Genomic DNA, 13,886 nt, shown 5'->3' on the forward strand with positions numbered 1-13,886 from the left:
CGCGATTCGCACCAATATCGGCGTACAGAAACAAATGGTCGAGATCGATCAGGTCGCCACGGCGGTGCACGAAATGACCGCCACCGCCCAGGACGTGGCGCGCAACGCGACCCAGGCGGCACAAGCGGCCAGTCATGCGGATCAGGCGGCGGCTCAGGGCAAACAGATCGTGCGGGACACGTCGAATTCGATCGGTGTGCTGGCGGTGGAGATCGGCAAGGCGGTCAGCGTGGTGCAAACCCTGGCCAAGGACAGCGAGAACATCAACGCGATCCTCACCGCCATTCGCGGGATCGCCGAGCAGACCAACCTGCTGGCCTTGAACGCCGCCATCGAAGCGGCACGCGCCGGCGAACAGGGCCGTGGCTTTGCGGTGGTGGCCGATGAAGTGCGCAACCTGGCGCAGAAAACCCAGAAGGCCACCGAAGAAATCCAGACCATGATCCAGCAACTGCAACAAGGCACGCGCGATGTGGTGCGGGTGATGGAGGACAGCCAGAACCGTACCGATGAAAGTGTCCAGCACGCCGCGAAAGCCGCCGAAGCACTGGATGCGATCACTCAGGCGGTGTCGGTGATCAACGACATGAACACGCAGATTGCCAGTGCGGCCGAAGAGCAGAGCGCGGTGGCGGATGACATCAACCGTAACGTGATCAACATCGGGCAAGTGGCCAATGAAGTGGCCGGCGGGGCGGATGAGTCGAGCGCGGCGAGTGCGGATCTGACCAAGCTGGCTGAACAGCAGCGGCGGTTGATCAATCAGTTCAAGGTTTGATCCAGAGGCCCCATCGCGAGCAAGCCCACACAGTTGATCGCATTCCAGTGTGGGAGCGGGCTTGCTCGCGAAGGGGCCGGTACAAACAACGCATCAACCGGGGGTCAAACACTCCGGCCCATTCAACTTCGGATCATTCACCAGATTCGCCAACACCCGCTCGCGCAACGCAGCGGGTTCACTGGCCAACAACCCCTGCAACACATGCAAAGGCGTCTCGGGATCAAGCCACGCCTCCTGCCCCGCTGCATCCAGAATCAACGGCCGACGCTGACTCGCCGCCGGTTGCGTGATCACTGCCGTGCTCAACCACACCTGTTCCTGCACGGGATACGCCTCCCAGATCGCCGCAAAAAACAGCGCCGAGCCCTCTGCCGGCGTCAACCAGTAAGGCCGCTTGCGCGTCGTGCCGCGCCATTCGTAAAAACCGTTGGCCGGCAGCAGGCATCGGCGCTCGCGCAGGGCCTGGCGGAACATCGGTTGCTCGGCCACGGTTTCGGCCCGGGCATGGGCCGGCGTGCGGGATAGATCGGTCAGCCACGGCGGCGTCAGCCCCCAGCGCGCACGGGCCAACTCTCGCTGGCCGTCAGCGGCGGCACGCAGCATCAACACCGAATCGTTTGGGGAAATATTCCACTGGGCCTGCTGATCGGCGGGAAAGCCAGGCAGGGCCGCGAAAGCGGGGTTCCAGCGAAACAGGGCATAACGTCCACACATGGGGCAACACGACTCTTGATAAAACGAACGTCAGCCTAACAGACCAGCGTGCCGGGAAAGCTTTCCGGTTCATCGCCGGGCAGCGGCAGCGCGGCATTGTACGCGGCGATCAACTCACGGGCGTATTCGGCCTGGTCGTTATCGACCGACAACCCCAACAGACCGAAGATGGGCAACTCCCCGCTGCCACCGAGCAAATCTCGCCCGACCAGATGCGCCTCGATGCCCTCGCTGGCGAGCATGCCTTGCAGCAGCTCGCCTTCCATCAGGTTTTCCGGCTCATAGATTCGCTGCATAGATGCCCCTTACTCGTTTTCACTGAACACTTCGAGATGCCATTCCTCTCCGTCAACCTGCAACACAAACGTTATCGGCCGACAGCACACCTGACAGTCCTCGATATAGGTCTGATCGCCGCCGGACAGATCCACCGTTGTCTCAACCTCTTCACCACAATAAGGACATTCATACTGCGCAGTTTCCAGCATCGCGGTCTCCCGGGTGACTTGTGCGTATAATCGCCGGTCTATTTGCAGGGCTATTTTTGTCTGGCTACCTTTTCAGACCGTGCCCCGTTGGTTTTCGATCAAAACCTTTACTTACCCTAGCCGTTTCTAACAAGAGAGCATGATGGGCGAATTCGATGCCATCCGACCTTACGACGACAGCGAAGTCCCAGCGGTACTGAACCGGCTGCTCGGCGACAAGGCGTTTCTAGATATCCTCATCCACTTCCGCTTCCCGCGTTATGCCGGTGCCTTCGGCTGGATGCTCAAACCCCTTATAGCCCATCGGCTGCGCCGTGAGTTCGCCGGCGTCCATTCGGTGGCCACGTTGCAGGACAAAGTCGAGGTGTACGTCGACCACACCATCGAGCGCGCCACGGACGGAGTGACGTACACCGGCGTCGAGCAGTTCAAGTCCGGCAGCGCCTACCTGTTCATCGCCAACCACCGCGACATCGTGATGGACCCGGCCTTCGTCAACTATGCCGTGTACCACGCCGGCCTGCCGACACCGCGCATCGCGATCGGCGACAACCTGCTGCAGAAACCCTTCGTCAGCGACCTGATGCGCCTGAACAAGAGCTTCATCGTGCACCGTTCGATCACCGGTCGCCGGGAAAAAATGGCGGCCTATCAACTGCTGTCGGCCTACATCAACCATTCGATCCGCAACGATTGCGCCTCGATCTGGATCGCGCAGGCCGAAGGCCGGGCCAAGGACGGCGACGACCGCACCGAGTCAGCGATCCTCAAGATGTTCCACATGAGCCGCAAGGACGAACCGTTCGGCGAAGTCATCCGCTCGTTGAACGTCACTCCGGTGTCGATCAGCTACGAATATGATCCGTGCGACCAGGCCAAGGCGCGCGAACTCTACATTCGTGCCACCACCGGCAGCTACACCAAAGTACCGGGCGAGGACGATGTGAGCATCGCCAAGGGCATCACCGGCTACAAGGGCCGCGTCCACGTGAACTTTGCCGCGCCGATCACCGAGCTGTTCGACGACACCAAGCAATTGGCGATCGAAATGGACAAGCAGATCCTCGGTGGTTACCGCTTGTTCCCGGTGCACTACCTGGCTTACGCGCAGTGGAAAGACGCCGACCCGCAGTTGCAGGTGCCGAAAGCGGCTGACGTGTTTGCCGCCGACGAACTGGCGAAGGCTCAGGAAGAATGGCAACGACGCCTTGAGGCCTGCCCGGAAGAACATCGTCCGTTCCTGGTGCTGCAATACGCGACGCCGGTGCGTAATCAGTACCGGGTCAAGGCGGGATTGCCGCTTTAAACCCGACAACGGCAATCTGTGGAGAGGGAGCAAGCTCCCTCACCACAGGTTTTGCGTCAGCTCAGACCCGCGTGCTGATCCACGACACCAGCAACGCCAAGCCCAAACAGGCAAAACCGAAGCGATAGAAAAACCGGTTCATGCGCAAGGTCGCCCAATCCAGCATGGGCTCTTCGCTGGGACGGCTCTGACGCTGCGCTGCCAGACTGGCCTGCGCGCGTTGTTCGCGGCGACGCGTAGCGTGCAGCAACCAGCTGCCCGGGAAGGCGAACAGCAAGGCGAGCAGGTTGATCAATTTGGCGGGATGGGCGGTAAACAGCGTCATCAAATGCAGCGACATCACAAACCTCAGTCAAAACAGGTGTGGCGAACGCCGGACCGACGACCGCGGCGCGGATTCTACCGAAAGCCATCCCTCCTGCCCGCCGCTTTACGACAAATAACTCACCATTTGGCAGATTCCTGTCCTGCGTCACGGCTTCGTCATCTGAATGCGCCAGTCTCTCGGCCCATCAAAACCGACACGGAAACCGTCATGCTGCACGCCGAAAACCAGGATCGCCTCTACCTCATCGCGCAAAGCGACGAACAACAAGCCTTAGTCGGCAGCCTTGCCTTCAACGTTCAGGATCGCCATTGGCTGGTGTATTGCGCACTGGGCGGGCATCAACATGCGGATTTGCCGGAGACGGATTTGCTGACGGGCGTGAGTGTGCTGGATTTTTATTCACAGGCCGCCTGACACCACAGAACCCTTGTAGGAGCGAGGCTTGCCCGCGAAGGCGGCCTCTCATTCAACATTGATGTCGCCTGACACACCGCCTTCGCGGGCAAGCCTCGCGCCTACAGAAGATCGGCGGCGCAGGCACAAAAAAGCCCGGGGCCATTGCTGGCACCGGGCTTTTTGATTTCAGCGAAAGTTATTCGCTGAGAATCTGACCAATCGTCGGGTCCTTGAACAGACGCGTCAGCGCGTCGCTCAACACATCGCTGACCAGCTTGGTGTTGGTTTCCTGATTCGGCGCCATGCCGAAACGCTGATCCAGCGACGCACCGTAACGACCGCTGTAGCGGCGGTTGGCGTTCTGTACGTCGGAGCGGAAGGTCGCGCCAATGGTCGCCTCGGTCACGTACATGCCTTCTTTCGGCGACTGATACTTCAGCTCGGCCAGGGTCACGGTCAACTGCGGAGCGTTCATCGCATTCGACGTCGGGGTAAAGCCCAGCAAGCGCACAGCCGCTTCAGCCTGGGCCTGCAACTTCGGCAGGATCTGCGCGCCCTGCACCGTGATCGCACTGGTCTCCGGATACAGACCACCACGGGTGCCCAGGGTAGGCGACGGACGACCGTCCACCACACGCACCACAACTGGCTGACCATGGCCGACCGGCGCCAGCTGAGTCGTCAGCTTGGGTTCCGGGTTCAGTTGTTGCGGGCTGTGGGCGCAGCCGACCAGGGTCAAACTGGTCACAGTGATCAAACCGAACAACAGGCGTTGCAACATGCTCTTCTCTCCAGAATCAGGCACAAACAGGCCGGCAGTATAGCGGTGGGCCACTGCGGGTAACCAGCGCCTCGCAGTGAATACTGAAATGTCTGACAAACCCTTGGGAAGCCGGTTCCTGTCACACAGATGTCACCGCCCATACACTTGCATGTCACGGCGCTCCGGCAACCTTCACGGCAGTCACCCCCTCAAGGTACTTTGCCATGCGCCACCTGATCTCGCTGTTCACTCCACGCCCGTTGCATCGCTGCTTCGCCCTGCTCGACCGCAATGGTCATTGCCAGGCATTCAAGCAGTGCAGCCTGCAGCCGATGGGCGATGGCTGGGTCGAAATCGAAGAAATCCGCATCAACTGGCTGCACCATCCCCTGCCCGCCAGTGCCCGTGTCAGCCAGCGCCAGCCGCGCGCGCGGGCGCAACAGCTGTTGGCCATCTGACCAGACGCCTAATAAAAGTCATTAAACACGTCCATTTCCCTGCGTTTCTTAGATACAATCTCCCCCCGATTATAAGGACGTCTCCTGATCGGGCCTCGCAGCATCGTCAATGCTTCGGTATTGGCACCCCGCACCGCCCACAGAGAGCCGCCCACACAGATCGAGTGAAGCTGGCGCGCTTGCTGTTCCTTGAGCAAAACCCCCACTTTTCGCGAATCTGCAGAGCTGTCATTACGCTCGGTCACTGAGCTGTTTGCCCGTTTTGCCTGTCATGTACCCCATGGCGGCAATCCATCCGGGCACGGTGCCAGGCTGGGGCAGCCCTTTTTTGAGGTTCACGTCTTCAAAAGAGCGTGAAAAAAACGGGTTTTCACAACTTCACAAGAGTGTGGCGAGCAAATGAATAGTTTTGCGTCTGAACATGCACCATTAGCGTCTGGAACAGCCCAACGACACAGGACCGAGTATTCCTCGAACACCGGAGCCTGAAGCCTGTCCGCTACGGATTTGGTTGCACAAACGGATGTCTCGACCATAAGTCGAATTGCCAGTCGCGCGTTGAAATGAGTTCATAGACCTCATTGACCCGGCCGGTAGCGTCCGTCGAAGTTGCGATAAATTGCGAAGATTCGGACATGGCGACACTGCCATGAGTACCAGGGGCATCACTGACTCGCCCCGGAACGCCTGGCAGCCATGCCGACAATTTGGTGCTGCAGATTTTGGAGACGCGTTAAATGGCGCATAACGAAGCAGTCGACGTAGTACTGGTTGGGGCCGGCATCATGAGTGCCACCCTTGCCGTACTGCTCAAAGAGCTCGACCCCGCGATCAAGCTGGAAGTCGTCGAGCTGATGGATTCCGGTGCCGCGGAGAGTTCGAACCCGTGGAACAACGCCGGTACCGGTCACGCCGGGCTGTGTGAGCTCAATTACACGCCGCAGGCCGCCGATGGCACCGTCGACATCAAGAAAGCCGTGCACATCAACACCCAGTTCGAGGTGTCGAAGCAGTTCTGGTCGTACCTGACCAAAAAAGGCACCTTCGGCTCGTGCAAGTCCTTCATCAGCCCGGTGCCACACCTGAGCTTCGTGCAGAATGACAGTGGCGTTTCCTTTCTCAAGGAACGCTTCAAGACGATGAGCAATCACCACGCCTTCTCGGACATGGAATACACCGAAGACAAGGCCGTCATGGCCGAGTGGATGCCGCTGATGATGCCGGGCCGTCCGGCTGACGAAGTCGTCGCCGCCACCCGCGTGATGAACGGCACCGACGTCAACTTCGGCGCCCTGACCAATCAATTGCTCAAGCACCTGACCAGCGCACCCGATGCCCAGGTCAAGTACTGCAAGCGCGTGACCGGCCTGAAGCGCAACAACGGCGGCTGGACCGTCAGCATCAAGGACGTCAACAGCGGCAACTCCCGTGAAGTCGACGCCAAGTTTGTCTTCCTCGGCGCGGGCGGCGCGGCATTGCCGTTGCTGCAAGCCTCGGGCATCGAAGAAAGCAAAGGCTTCGGCGGCTTCCCGATCAGCGGCCAGTGGCTGCGTTGCGACAACCCGGAAGTGGTCAAACACCACCAGGCCAAGGTGTATAGCCAGGCCGCCGTGGGTTCGCCACCGATGTCCGTGCCGCACCTGGACACCCGCGTGGTCGATGGCAAGAAATCCCTGCTGTTCGGACCTTACGCCGGCTTCACCACCAAGTTCCTCAAGCACGGTTCCTTCATGGACCTGCCGATGTCGGTTCGCGCCGGCAACATCGGCCCGATGCTGGCCGTGGCGAAAAACAACATGGACCTGACCAAGTACCTGGTCAGCGAAGTGATGCAGTCGATGGAGCAGCGCCTGGATTCCCTGCGTCGCTTCTACCCTGAAGCCAAAGCCGAAGACTGGCGCCTGGAAGTGGCCGGCCAACGGGTGCAGATCATCAAGAAAGACCCGAAAAAAGGCGGCGTCCTGCAGTTCGGCACCGAACTGGTCGCGGCCAAGGACGGTTCTCTTGCAGCACTGCTCGGCGCTTCGCCAGGCGCGTCGGTGACCGTTTCGATCATGCTGGAGCTGATCGAGAAATGCTTTCCGGCCAAAGCATCCGGCGAATGGGCTGCCAAACTGGCGGAAATCTTCCCGGCCCGTGAAAAGGTCCTGGAAACCGATGCTGCGCTGTATCGCAAGATCAACACGCAGAACAACATCGCGCTGGAACTGGTTGAAGAAAGCAGCGAGACCCCAAGCTACGCTTGATCGTCGCGCATAAAAAACGCCCCGTTCTCATTGAGAGCGGGGCGTTTTTTTTGGCCGGTAAAACAGTTAGCCCAGCGATATTTTGGTGTTAGTTACATCGCCTTCGCGAGCAAGCCCGCTCCCACAGTTGATCTAGTTGAATCACAAATTTGTGATCGGCACAGATTCAATGTGGGAGCGGGCTTGCTCGCGAAGGGGCCAACACAAACACCAACCCAGTCAGGGCAATAATTAGCCGCGAGCCTTGTTGATCAGCTCGATGTACTCGGCCGCGTTGCGCTGATCCTTGATCAGGGTCACAAAGTCATTGCCGTGTTCATCCTTGCCGTCCAAATCCAGGCCGGCTTCAACAAAGAACGTCAGAAAACGCTCGAAGTCGTCGATGCGCAGACCACGGTAAGCCTTGATCAGTTTGTGCAGGGACGGCGAAGTGGCGTCGACCGGTTCGAAATCGAGAAACAACTTGATCTGCTCATCGCCGATCTCGTCACCAATCACTTGTTTCTTATCTTTACGCATTGCCGACTCCAGCTCGCAGACATTTCACGGGGCTGGCAGTTTACCCCTCACAAGGCGCCGGGCTCAACGCGGACGAACGGCTCCGGTGTGCAGGTCAGCCCAGACATGGCCATTGGCGTAGCTGAGGAACTGGCAATACACCGTGTCATTGCGCAACAAGTCGATCACCACGCGGTACTGCGCCATCGGATAAAACAGCGTCAGGGTTTTGCTCTTGTCGTCGTAGATCGGCTTTTTCAGGCTTTTGCTTTCGCCATCGAAGTTGACCAGCACCTGATTGATGGTCGCCCCCTTGTTCAAGGATTTGCCCTTGAGGCGGATCAGCAGCGGAGACGTCACCGGGATCGGCTGTTGAGTGGACTGGCGCTGACTGCCGACCACCACCGAATACTCGGTGACCTGCAGCAGTTGTTGCTGCTCCGGTTCGGCGTCACGCAGGGTCAGGTCGTCCGGTGGCAGGAACTGCGCATGCATCGGCGCTGGCGCGGCGGCCAGGGGCAGGCTGAGGGTCAGCAACAGGGCGGCGCAGCTGCGCATCAAAAGGCTCATGACGGGCTCCGAAGTCGAGGCCGAGCACTTTAGCATGGCTGTTCACCGTCCCTGTAGGAGCGAGGCTTGCCCGCGAAGGCGGTGTGTCAGTCGATAACTGTTTTAACTGACACACCGCCTTCGCGGGCAAGCCTCGCTCCAACAAGGGGTAAACATCAATCGAACTGAGCGCGCATCCACGCCTGATACTCGGCGACACCCGGCTCACCTTCACGCGGCGCCCAGTGAGCAAGCTCACCTTCCCCGACAGGACGATAAGGGCCGGCCTTGCATTCGAACATCAGGCTATCGGCTTCCAGCACCACCAGGCCATGGAACACACCGGTCGGCAGGTCAACGCCCACACAGTCGCCACCGGCCTGCAGGACTTGCTTGCGCACCACCCCGCCGGACTCATCGAAAATCAGCAGACCAAGCCGCCCTTTGAGGACCAGCAAGGTTTCAGCCTTGTTCTCGCCCAAGTGCCGATGAGGCGGAATGTACGTGGACGGCTGCAAACCCACCGCCATGCGATGACACGCCTCTTCCATTTGATGGAAGTTGTGATGCTGGCGCCCACGAGGATTGGCCGCAGCCTTCCCGGCCAATTCATTGAACAGGGATTGATCAAGAAAGCTCGGCGCGCTCATTGATTACATCCCTTTGACGGCAAAAATTCCGTTGGCATTACGCCAGTAGCCTTTGTAGTCCATGCCGTAGCCGAAGATGTAACGGTCGATGCACGGCAGGCCGACGAAATCGGCTTTCAGGTCCGGGCGAGCCTTGCGGTCGTGGTCCTTGTCGATCAGCACGGCGGTATGCACCTTGCGCGCGCCAGCGTGTTTGCAGAAGTCGATGATCGCGCCCAGGGTGTGACCTTCGTCGAGAATGTCGTCGATGATCAGCACGTCACGGTCGATGAACGACACTTCAGGCTTGGCTTTCCAGAACAGGTCGCCGCCACTGGTTTCGTTGCGATAGCGGGTGGCGTGCAGGTAGGAGGCTTCCAGCGGGAATTGCAGGTGGGTGAGCAGCTTGCCGGCGAAAATCAGGCCGCCGTTCATCACACAGAACACCACCGGATTTGTGTCAGCCAGTTGTTCGTTGATGTGTGCACCGACGCGGGCGATGGCCGCCTCGACTTCAGCTTCGGTGTACAGGCAGTCAGCCTCTCGCATGATTTGACGGATATGCTCGAGATCAGCGGACATGGCGCTCTCCGGGGGGTTGGGGAATCAGGAAAAGCGGGCAAAGGTACGCATCCCGCACGGCCAGATCAAGCGTTTGTGGACTAACGTACTGTATGTCTATAGGACAACACCCTCGGATAGATTAATCTAGGCCGGTTTTTTTGCCCGCCGCCGGAGCCTTTCCCATGCCCATCCTCGAGATCCGCCATCCGCTGATCCGTCATAAACTCGGCCTGATGCGCCGCGCAGACATCAGCACCAAGAATTTCCGTGAGCTCGCTCAGGAAGTCGGCGCCCTTTTGACCTATGAAGCCACCAAAGACCTGCCGCTGGAATCCTACGATATCGAAGGCTGGTGCGGCACCGTGTCGGTCGAGAAAATCGCCGGCAAGAAGATCACTGTAGTACCGATCCTGCGCGCCGGCATCGGCATGCTTGAAGGCGTGCTGAGCCTGATCCCGGGCGCCAAAGTCAGCGCCGTGGGCGTGGCCCGCAACGAAGAAACGCTGCAGGCCCACACCTACCTGGAAAAACTGGTTCCGGAAATCAACGAACGCCTGGCGATGATCATCGACCCGATGCTCGCCACCGGCAGTTCCATGGTCGCCACCATCGACCTGCTGAAAAAAGCCGGTTGCCGCGACATCCGCGCCATGGTGCTGGTCGCCGCGCCGGAAGGCATTGCCGCTGTGGAAAAGGCTCACCCGGATGTGACCATCTACACCGCGTCCATTGACGAGAAACTGAACGAGCACGGTTACATCATCCCAGGCTTGGGCGATGCCGGTGACAAGATCTTCGGCACCAAGCAGAAGGACGCTTGAGCATGCAGCAAGAGTTCAACGATCCGCTCTGGCGCACGGTGCTGTCGGGTGCACAGATGCTGTTCGTGGCGTTCGGCGCGCTGGTGTTGATGCCGCTGATTACCGGCCTCGACCCGAACGTGGCGCTGTTCACGGCGGGTCTGGGGACGATTCTGTTCCAGATCGTCACCGGGCGTCAGGTGCCGGTATTCCTCGCGTCGAGCTTCGCCTTCATCACCCCGATCATTCTCGCCAAGGGCCAGTTCGGCCTCGCGGCGACCATGGGCGGCGTGATGGCGGCCGGTTTCGTCTACACCTTCCTCGGCCTCGCCGTGAAGATCAAAGGCACCGGTTTCATCGATCGCTTGCTGCCACCGGTGGTGATTGGTCCGGTGATCATTTCGATCGGCCTGGCCATGGCGCCGATCGCCGCCAACATGGCGATGGGCAAGGCTGGCGACGGTAGCGAGCTGATCCATTATCAGACAGCCATGCTGATCTCGATGCCAGCGCTGCTGACCACCCTGATCGTCGCGGTGTTCGGCAAAGGCATTTTCCGCCTGGTGCCGATCATCTCCGGCGTGCTGGTGGGTTTTGCGATGGCGTTCTACTTCGGCGTGGTTGATACCGCAAAGATTGCCGCTGCACCGTGGTTTGCGATCCCGAACTTCACCGCGCCGGAATTCAACTGGCAGGCGATTCTGTTCATTGTTCCGGTGGCATTGGCCCCGGCCATTGAGCACATCGGCGGTGTGATTGCCGTGGGTAGCGTGACCGGTCGCGACTACCTGAAAAAGCCAGGCCTGCACCGCACGCTGCTCGGCGATGGCATTGCCACTACCGCAGCCGGTTTGTTCGGCGGTCCGCCCAATACCACGTACGCCGAAGTGACGGGCGCGGTGATGCTGACCAAGAACTACAACCCGAAAATCATGACCTGGGCGGCGATCTTCGCCATCAGCCTGGCGTTCATCGGCAAATTCGGTGCGCTGCTGCAAAGCATCCCGGTGCCCGTGATGGGCGGGATTCTGTGCCTGTTGTTCGGTTCGATTGCGGCGGTGGGGATGAACACGCTGATTCGCCACAAGATCGATCTGGGTGAAGCGCGCAACCTGGTGATTGTCTCGGTGACGCTGGTGTTCGGGATTGGCGGTGTGCTGGTCGGCACCGGCACCGGCCCGGACGACTTTGGCCTCAAAGGCATCGCGCTGTGTGCGGTGGTGGCGATTGTGCTGAACCTGTTGCTGCCGGGCAATGACAGCTGGAAGCACAAGAAGGCGGACGAGCCGCTGATTTAGGCCGTTCTCAAGTACGCCATCGCGGGCAAGCCCGCTCCCACAGGATTTGCGCAAAACCTGTGGGAGCGGGCTTGCCCGCGATGCTTTTAGAGCGCCAACGGCGCTCTTTCGCACAAAGTGTTCAACGCCTTGGCCCACTGCGGATCATCGTTGAGACACGGCACCAGCACCAACTCCTCTCCCCCCGCTTCGCGGAACAGTTCCTTCCCGCGATCACCGATTTCCTCAAGCGTCTCGATGCAATCGGCAACGAACGCCGGGCACATCACCAGCACTTTCTTCACGCCCATGCCCGCCAGTTCATCGAGGCGCGCTTCGGTGTAGGGTTCGATCCATTTTGCCCGGCCCAATCGCGACTGAAACGACACAGACCATTTGCCATCCGCCAGCCCCATGCGCTTGGCGAACTCCGACGCCGTGCGCAGACATTGCGCGCGGTAGCAGGTGGCCAACACCTGCGGCGAAGCATTCTTGCAGCAATCTTCATTCTTGAAGCAGTGCTGACCGGTCGGGTCCAGCTTCGTCAGGTGTCGCTCCGGCAGACCGTGGAAGCTCAACAGCAGATGATCATGATCCTGCTGCAAGTAAGGCCTGGCGCTGGCTACCAATGCATCGAGGTATTCCGGCTGATCGTAGAACGGCTCGAGAATCGAGAATTGCACGTCGAGCTGCTTTTCCCGCACGACCCGCCGGGCTTCCTCGATCACCGTGGTCACGGTGCTGTCGGCGAACTGTGGATAAAGCGGCGCGAGGGTAATTTTCTTGCAGCCCTGGGCAGCGAGCTGCAGCAGTTTCGATTCAATCGACGGCTCGCCGTAACGCATGGCCAGTTCTACCGGCCCGTGGGTCCACTGTGCGGTCATGGCCTGTTGCAAGCGACGGCTGAGCACCACCAGCGGCGAGCCCTCTTCCCACCAGATCGAGGCGTAGGCGTGGGCCGACTGCTCCGGACGCTTGATCAGAATCAGCGAGACCAGCAAGCGTCGCACCGGCCATGGCAGGTCGATCACATACGGGTCCATCAGAAATTGATTGAGGTAGCTGCGCACATCCGCCACCGAGGTGGAGGCAGGTGAACCCAGGTTGACCAGAAGCAACGCGTGATCGGTCATGCAACGTCCTATTTCAAAGGCGGCTGGACAGGTCGTCCAGGGCCGCGCGCAAATCGGTGAACTGGAATGTGAAACCCGCTTCCAGCAAACGCGCCGGTACGGCTTTCTGGCCGCCCAGCAACAGCAATGACAACTCGCCCAGGCACACCTTCAATGCCAGGGCCGGCATGGGCATGAACGCCGGGCGATGCAGCACGCTGCCCAGCGTCTTGGCAAACTCACGATTGCGCACCGGTTTGGGCGCGCAGGCATTATAAGGACCGGCAGCGTCTTTCTGATGCAGAAGAAAATCAATCACGGCGATTTGATCCTTGATATGGATCCACGGCATCCACTGCCGACCATCGCCGAGAGGCCCGCCCAGCCCCAGTTTGAACGGCAGCAACAGCCGCGACAAAAAGCCGCCCTCGGCGGACAGCACCAACCCCGTGCGAATCAGGATCACGCGAATGCCCAAGGCCTCGGCACGCTGCGCGGTTTCTTCCCAGGCGATGCACAACTGGCTGGCGAAATCGTCGATCACGGGTGGAGATTCTTCAGTCAATTCCCGCTCGCCACCATCGCCGTACCAGCCCACGGCGGAACCCGAGATCAACACCTGCGGTTTCTGTTCGCGGGTTTCAAGCCAGGCCAGCAGCGTTTCGGTCAGGCTGATGCGACTGCTCCAGAGCAAGGCTTTGCGCTTGGTCGTCCAAGGCCGGTCGGCAATCGGTGCGCCCGCCAGGTTGATAATCGCGTCCACCGCTTCTTGCCCGAGGTCCTCCAGACGCGCGATACCACGAACGTCTGCACCGCAAATTTTTGCGACTTTTTCAGGCGTCCGACTCCAGACCGTCAGACGATGTCCCTGGCTCAACCAGTGTCGGCAGAGTTGACGTCCTATCAAACCAGTACCGCCGGTCAGCAATATGTGCATGACTTCTTCCTCGCGTGGCGTTTTACCCTGATCACTAGTC

At 59.8% G+C, this 13,886-nt stretch carries 18 protein-coding genes; 7 read left to right on the top strand and 11 right to left on the bottom strand.

The window, feature by feature from the left end; translation table 11 throughout:
* Window positions 1–34: 34 nt before the first annotated feature.
* Window positions 35–778 carry a methyl-accepting chemotaxis protein gene (locus J2Y86_RS30445; protein WP_425311830.1) on the top strand — a complete coding sequence of 248 codons (744 nt, stop codon included), beginning with the start codon at window positions 35–37 and terminating at the stop codon, window positions 776–778.
* 93 nt (window positions 779–871) lie between these two features.
* Here J2Y86_RS30445 and J2Y86_RS12905 read toward each other — a convergent pair whose 3' ends face one another.
* The 3 genes from J2Y86_RS12905 to J2Y86_RS12915 are packed head-to-tail and all read right to left on the bottom strand — an operon-like array spanning window position 872 to window position 1,983.
* On the bottom strand, window positions 872–1,495 hold the full coding sequence (locus J2Y86_RS12905) for an SOS response-associated peptidase (RefSeq protein ID WP_253431797.1): 624 nt from the start codon (window positions 1,493–1,495) through the stop codon (window positions 872–874).
* Window positions 1,496–1,530: 35 nt separating this feature from the next.
* Window positions 1,531–1,791: a putative signal transducing protein gene (locus J2Y86_RS12910; RefSeq protein WP_031319115.1), complete on the bottom strand. Its 261-nt coding sequence runs from the start codon at window positions 1,789–1,791 to the stop codon at window positions 1,531–1,533.
* A 9-nt stretch (window positions 1,792–1,800) separates the two neighbouring features.
* Entirely contained in the window at window positions 1,801–1,983 is a 183-nt protein-coding gene (locus tag J2Y86_RS12915; RefSeq protein WP_214378625.1) for a CPXCG motif-containing cysteine-rich protein, read from the bottom strand.
* Window positions 1,984–2,122: 139 nt separating this feature from the next.
* On the opposite strand from J2Y86_RS12915, the gene J2Y86_RS12920 reads away from it, so the two are divergent.
* Window positions 2,123–3,289, top strand: a complete 1,167-nt coding sequence (locus J2Y86_RS12920; RefSeq protein WP_253431800.1) for a 1-acyl-sn-glycerol-3-phosphate acyltransferase — start codon at window positions 2,123–2,125, stop codon at window positions 3,287–3,289.
* Window positions 3,290–3,350: 61 nt separating this feature from the next.
* Here the strand turns inward: J2Y86_RS12920 and J2Y86_RS12925 are convergent, their stop codons facing one another.
* On the bottom strand, window positions 3,351–3,629 hold the full coding sequence (locus J2Y86_RS12925; RefSeq protein ID WP_253431803.1) for a hypothetical protein: 279 nt from the start codon (window positions 3,627–3,629) through the stop codon (window positions 3,351–3,353).
* Window positions 3,630–3,824: 195 nt separating this feature from the next.
* On the opposite strand from J2Y86_RS12925, the gene J2Y86_RS12930 reads away from it, so the two are divergent.
* Entirely contained in the window at window positions 3,825–4,031 is a 207-nt protein-coding gene (locus J2Y86_RS12930) for a hypothetical protein (RefSeq protein WP_084320502.1), read from the top strand.
* Between the two features lie 178 nt (window positions 4,032–4,209).
* Here the strand turns inward: J2Y86_RS12930 and J2Y86_RS12935 are convergent, their stop codons facing one another.
* The gene (locus J2Y86_RS12935; RefSeq protein ID WP_017340726.1) at window positions 4,210–4,794 is read right to left on the bottom strand and encodes a YajG family lipoprotein; all 585 of its coding nucleotides are present in this window, start codon (window positions 4,792–4,794) and stop codon (window positions 4,210–4,212) included.
* Between the two features lie 206 nt (window positions 4,795–5,000).
* Between J2Y86_RS12935 and J2Y86_RS12940 the strand changes: the two genes are divergently transcribed.
* A complete protein-coding gene (locus J2Y86_RS12940; protein ID WP_253431806.1) occupies window positions 5,001–5,234 on the top strand; it encodes a hypothetical protein in 234 nt (77 codons plus the stop codon).
* Window positions 5,235–5,971: 737 nt separating this feature from the next.
* The gene (gene mqo / locus J2Y86_RS12945; protein WP_253431809.1) at window positions 5,972–7,480 is read left to right on the top strand and encodes a malate dehydrogenase (quinone); all 1,509 of its coding nucleotides are present in this window, start codon (window positions 5,972–5,974) and stop codon (window positions 7,478–7,480) included.
* A 231-nt stretch (window positions 7,481–7,711) separates the two neighbouring features.
* On the opposite strand, the gene J2Y86_RS12950 is transcribed toward mqo, so the two are convergent.
* The 4 genes from J2Y86_RS12950 to J2Y86_RS12965 all read right to left on the bottom strand — a co-directional run bounded on the left by J2Y86_RS12950 (window position 7,712) and on the right by J2Y86_RS12965 (window position 9,738).
* Entirely contained in the window at window positions 7,712–7,999 is a 288-nt protein-coding gene (locus J2Y86_RS12950) for a PA4642 family protein (RefSeq protein WP_253431812.1), read from the bottom strand.
* A gap of 63 nt (window positions 8,000–8,062) precedes the next feature.
* The gene (locus J2Y86_RS12955; protein WP_253431815.1) at window positions 8,063–8,548 is read right to left on the bottom strand and encodes a hypothetical protein; all 486 of its coding nucleotides are present in this window, start codon (window positions 8,546–8,548) and stop codon (window positions 8,063–8,065) included.
* A 155-nt stretch (window positions 8,549–8,703) separates the two neighbouring features.
* Complete coding sequence (locus tag J2Y86_RS12960; protein ID WP_253431818.1) at window positions 8,704–9,177, bottom strand: WbuC family cupin fold metalloprotein; 474 nt, start codon at window positions 9,175–9,177, stop codon at window positions 8,704–8,706.
* Window positions 9,178–9,180: 3 nt separating this feature from the next.
* Entirely contained in the window at window positions 9,181–9,738 is a 558-nt protein-coding gene (locus tag J2Y86_RS12965; protein WP_109634772.1) for a hypoxanthine-guanine phosphoribosyltransferase, read from the bottom strand.
* A 164-nt stretch (window positions 9,739–9,902) separates the two neighbouring features.
* Here J2Y86_RS12965 and upp point away from each other — a divergent pair, with 164 nt between their 5' ends.
* Window positions 9,903–10,541, top strand: a complete 639-nt coding sequence (gene upp, locus J2Y86_RS12970) for a uracil phosphoribosyltransferase (RefSeq protein ID WP_017340734.1) — start codon at window positions 9,903–9,905, stop codon at window positions 10,539–10,541.
* 2 nt (window positions 10,542–10,543) lie between these two features.
* The gene (locus J2Y86_RS12975) at window positions 10,544–11,818 is read left to right on the top strand and encodes a uracil-xanthine permease family protein (protein ID WP_253431821.1); all 1,275 of its coding nucleotides are present in this window, start codon (window positions 10,544–10,546) and stop codon (window positions 11,816–11,818) included.
* Window positions 11,819–11,904: 86 nt separating this feature from the next.
* Here the strand turns inward: J2Y86_RS12975 and hemH are convergent, their stop codons facing one another.
* Both hemH and J2Y86_RS12985 read right to left on the bottom strand, forming a co-directional pair.
* Window positions 11,905–12,930, bottom strand: coding sequence for a ferrochelatase (gene hemH / locus J2Y86_RS12980; RefSeq protein WP_253431842.1), 1,026 nt, complete (start codon window positions 12,928–12,930; stop codon window positions 11,905–11,907).
* A 13-nt stretch (window positions 12,931–12,943) separates the two neighbouring features.
* On the bottom strand, window positions 12,944–13,846 hold the full coding sequence (locus J2Y86_RS12985) for a TIGR01777 family oxidoreductase (RefSeq protein ID WP_253431845.1): 903 nt from the start codon (window positions 13,844–13,846) through the stop codon (window positions 12,944–12,946).
* Window positions 13,847–13,886: the final 40 nt, after the last annotated feature.

The sequence above is a fragment of the Pseudomonas migulae genome, assembly GCF_024169315.1.
In the GTDB taxonomy this organism is placed as follows: Bacteria; Pseudomonadota; Gammaproteobacteria; order Pseudomonadales; family Pseudomonadaceae; genus Aquipseudomonas; species Aquipseudomonas migulae_B.